Origin of the sequence: Stenotrophomonas sp. Sm6012, assembly GCF_030985895.1 — a bacterium.
In the GTDB taxonomy this organism is placed as follows: Bacteria; Pseudomonadota; Gammaproteobacteria; order Xanthomonadales; family Xanthomonadaceae; genus Stenotrophomonas; species Stenotrophomonas forensis.
Genome location: NZ_JAPTFX010000239.1, coordinates 1 through 3,324, shown reverse-complemented (window position 1 = coordinate 3,324; position 3,324 = coordinate 1). Strand labels below are relative to the sequence as shown.

Sequence of the window (3,324 nt, the reverse complement as noted above, 5' to 3'; positions counted from 1 at the left end):
GCGTGGCGGGAGTGAGGGGCATAGGGGGCTCCGGTTGGGTTGAGGATTGGGGCTTTCCTAAACTTCTACCGGGGAAAAGCGGAAGGGCAAGAGCGGGGGAGCAAAAACTTGGGGAGGACTGCGGGGGAAGAGGTTGGCTGCCCATTCACCGTTCAAGGTTTTCCGAAGGGTGAAGGGAGTAGGCCATACACAAGTCGCACTGAAGTGTTTTTCCGGCTTGGCTAGAAACGCTGCGCCTTTCCACCCGTCCAGGCCTTGCTGCGCCTTGTTTTCAGTCTTGGCTAACAACTTGGCCAACCGTTCGGCTGAAAAATGGCCGGAACCCCAGAAAAACAGAAGAAAAACGGCTTAGCCCACTTGCGCTTCTTAAATCCTTTGCTAATCCATGGGTGTGGATTTTCATTGCAGGGGGTTAAGTGGGTCGTCCGTCGCTTCTAACCAAATCTTTCAGCATCGCTCCCGATGAGTTGGAGAGCGCGCGGTATTGCGCGAAAGAACAAGGCGTTTCCTTGAACAAGTATTTGCGCCTGGCGGTCCTGGAGAAAAACCGGGGCGTGGTTCAGGGGCTTGAAGCGTCCGATGCGTTGGGCGACATCCGAGCCACGGTCCGCGAATCCGAAACGCGGAATGCCCTTGCCCTAGAAAGCGCGCTGGCGGACTTGCGAGCAGAGCAGAGCGCGGCGCTCCAGGCCAATGAAGAACTGGTGGTGAAAACCCTTCAAGCGTTTTCCCAGTTCCTGGCGCAGCAAGAACCCGACGCCGAAACCCTCTCCAAGCAACCGGCTGCCGAACCCAGTCGAGCTTCTGCTGCTACCTCGGCGTTCCTGCCTCCAAAACTCTAACCCTTTCCCCACTACCTCATAAGGAGGCATACCCATGAAGCGTTTCATCCTCACTCTCACCATCGCCGCGTTGCTGGCTCCGGGGCTTTCGTTTGCCCAGGACAGCACCCGGCCCGAACCCCAAAAGACCAACAAGCTGCGCCTGTTCAAGGCCGGCGGGATTGGCTGCGCTGCCGGTGCAGGCATCGCCCTGCTGACCGGCAAGAAAGACAAGGCCCTGACGGTGTGCGCTGCTGGGGCGATTGTCGGAGGCATTGCGTCCTATCAAGCCCAGCTCAAGGAGTTCCGCGAACTGGAAGCCGAAGCCAAGGCAGCTGGCCTGGATGCTCAGGTGCATACCAAGACCGTCGAAACCAAGGACGGCCAGGCCGAAGCCCTGGACAAGCTGGTCATCCGTTACCCGGCCGCTGACATGCAGCCGGTGAGTGCCAAGACCGGCGCCACGCTGGACAAGCTGGCCGCGTTGCTCAAGGCGAGCAAAGAAAAGCTGACGGTTGGCTTCAGTGGTGCCGATGCCGCCGTGTGCCAGGTGCCGGTCGTTGAGCTGGCAAAGCGCGGTGCGCTTCAGAACGCCACGGTCGATGACCAGTGCGGCCGGGGCGATTACGCCATCACGGTTTCGCCGATCCCCGACGTTCGCTAAGCCAACCGAGAGCTGGGGGGCGAAAGCCCCCTGGCTCAAATCTTTTTCAAGCGCCTGGGAGGAACCATGACACCCGAAGAACTCATCAAACAACGCAAGCAGCGCGAGCTGCTCGCCAAAGCAGCACAAGCCAAGACCACCGCCCCCACGGACGCGGAGAAGCTCGTCAGCGATGCGACAAAAGAAAACTTGAAAACCGCAGGCCGGCTGGCTGCAAGTTTTGGCAAAGCCTTGGCAGACAAAACCAAGCAAGCGGCCTCGGTCGCCGCTGAGAAGGGGCGAGAGGCGCAAGAAGCGTTGGCCCGGCGTGCGGAAGAGGCCAAGGCGCGCAAGGAAGCCGAAGCCGCAGAGAACGCGCGCCTGGAAGTCGAGCGCGCCCAGGCGTTGGCCGAGCAAGAAGCGACTGCCCAGCCCGAGCCGCGGGTGGTTGAGCCCGAGCCCGTTCAAACCGATTCCGCTCCCGAAGCGCCCGAGCCGGTTGTTGAGGAGGTGGTTCCCGAGCCGACAGCAGAACCAGAAGCAGGCCCCGCGCCTGTCATCAAAGAGCCGGTCAGCGCTCCTGCGCCTGCCGTCAGTGAAGCCGTGGACGCAACGCCTGCCGCTCCAGTGCCGGCCGAGCTGGTGGCCCCGTCTGTTCCGAACCCCGAACCGAGCAAGTCAGCTCAAGCCCCGGCACCGGCCCCCAAGGCGACGTCGACCCGGGCCCCGGTGAAACCGGAAGCCCTCAAGGCCAATCCGGCCGGTGAGGCGTCGGCGAAGGCCAGCAACAAGAAGGGCTGGCAACTTCTGGCTGGGTCGGGCGTGGCCGTCCTTGTGCTGGGTGGGGCGTTGGCGTGGTGGACCACTCACCGCTCCAGCGAAACCGTTCCGCTCCAAGACAAACCGGCTGCAGCAGTGACTGCCCCGGCCCCCGTCGCCGTGCCAGTTGCTCCGGTTGTATCCGCGCCGCCCCAGGTCGAGGAGCCCAAGCCCGTGACTGCCCCGGTGGAAGAGAAGGCCGCGGTCGCTGCCCCGGTTGTGGAAGCCCCGGTGCTGGCAGAGCCACCTAAGGCCCAGACCCCGGCAACTGCCCCGGCGTCAAAGCCGGTGCCGGTTTCGAAACCAGCTGCAAAGCCCAAGCCGGCCCCCAAGCCTGTTGCTAAACCCGAGCCGAAAAACGATTGGCAGGACCAAGCCAACAGCGATATCGACGCGTGGGCAGAAAAGATCAGGTGAGGTGCTTGCGCTTATCGAAAGCCTTGCTAGAAAGAATGTGTATCCATGAAAGATGGGAGGAAAAATGTTTGGGTGGTTGTTTACGCAGTATCGAAAGCCCGGAAAGCTCCACTTCGGATCGAAGTGGCTCAACCTGCATGGGCGATTTTTCATTGGTAACCCAGAAAGATTTGGGCTCTCCGATTGCCGAGAGAACGTCCTGACCTCGTATTACTACCTGCGGGCGGACCGGAAGATGCCGGTGGCAAACGATGAGGACTTTGATGCCTGGAGGATGGACGCCCTGCGCGCCAGCCAGGTTCGGCACGCCAGCGAAAAACATGTGTCCAAAGCCGGCTTTCTTGTCACCTCGGCCGCGTGCGTGGCCCTTTGCTTTGGGGCATTGGTCGTCAACAAAGTGAAAGGAACACGCCCTTCGCCGGCGGCGATCCAACTCGCGCCCTCGTTGTCGTTGAACGAGTGCAAAAAGAAATGGACGAGCGGCACCATCACGCCTCAGGAAATCGTGGCGTGTCAGGCGCTATCTCAAACCAACAACAACAACAACGTGGACCGGCCAGAGTTCTGTAGACACTCAGTTGCCGCTCTGCGCGTAGCGCCTTTCAAACTCTACCGGTGACACGC

4 protein-coding genes are annotated in these 3,324 nt (G+C 61.2%); all 4 read left to right on the top strand.

Features of this window, described 5'->3' with window-relative positions; genetic code table 11:
- Positions 1–509 precede the first annotated feature (509 nt).
- Positions 510–842: a hypothetical protein gene (locus tag O0J73_RS21925; RefSeq protein ID WP_130519073.1), complete on the top strand. Its 333-nt coding sequence runs from the start codon at positions 510–512 to the stop codon at positions 840–842.
- A 34-nt stretch (positions 843–876) separates the two neighbouring features.
- Positions 877–1,485 (top strand): hypothetical protein, encoded by a 609-nt coding sequence (locus tag O0J73_RS21920; protein ID WP_049419283.1) that lies wholly within the window; start codon positions 877–879, stop codon positions 1,483–1,485.
- A 66-nt stretch (positions 1,486–1,551) separates the two neighbouring features.
- Positions 1,552–2,700 carry a hypothetical protein gene (locus O0J73_RS21915; RefSeq protein ID WP_049419281.1) on the top strand — a complete coding sequence of 383 codons (1,149 nt, stop codon included), beginning with the start codon at positions 1,552–1,554 and terminating at the stop codon, positions 2,698–2,700.
- Between the two features lie 64 nt (positions 2,701–2,764).
- Positions 2,765–3,319, top strand: a complete 555-nt coding sequence (locus tag O0J73_RS21910; RefSeq protein WP_308309633.1) for a hypothetical protein — start codon at positions 2,765–2,767, stop codon at positions 3,317–3,319.
- The last annotated feature ends 5 nt before the right edge of the window (positions 3,320–3,324 follow it).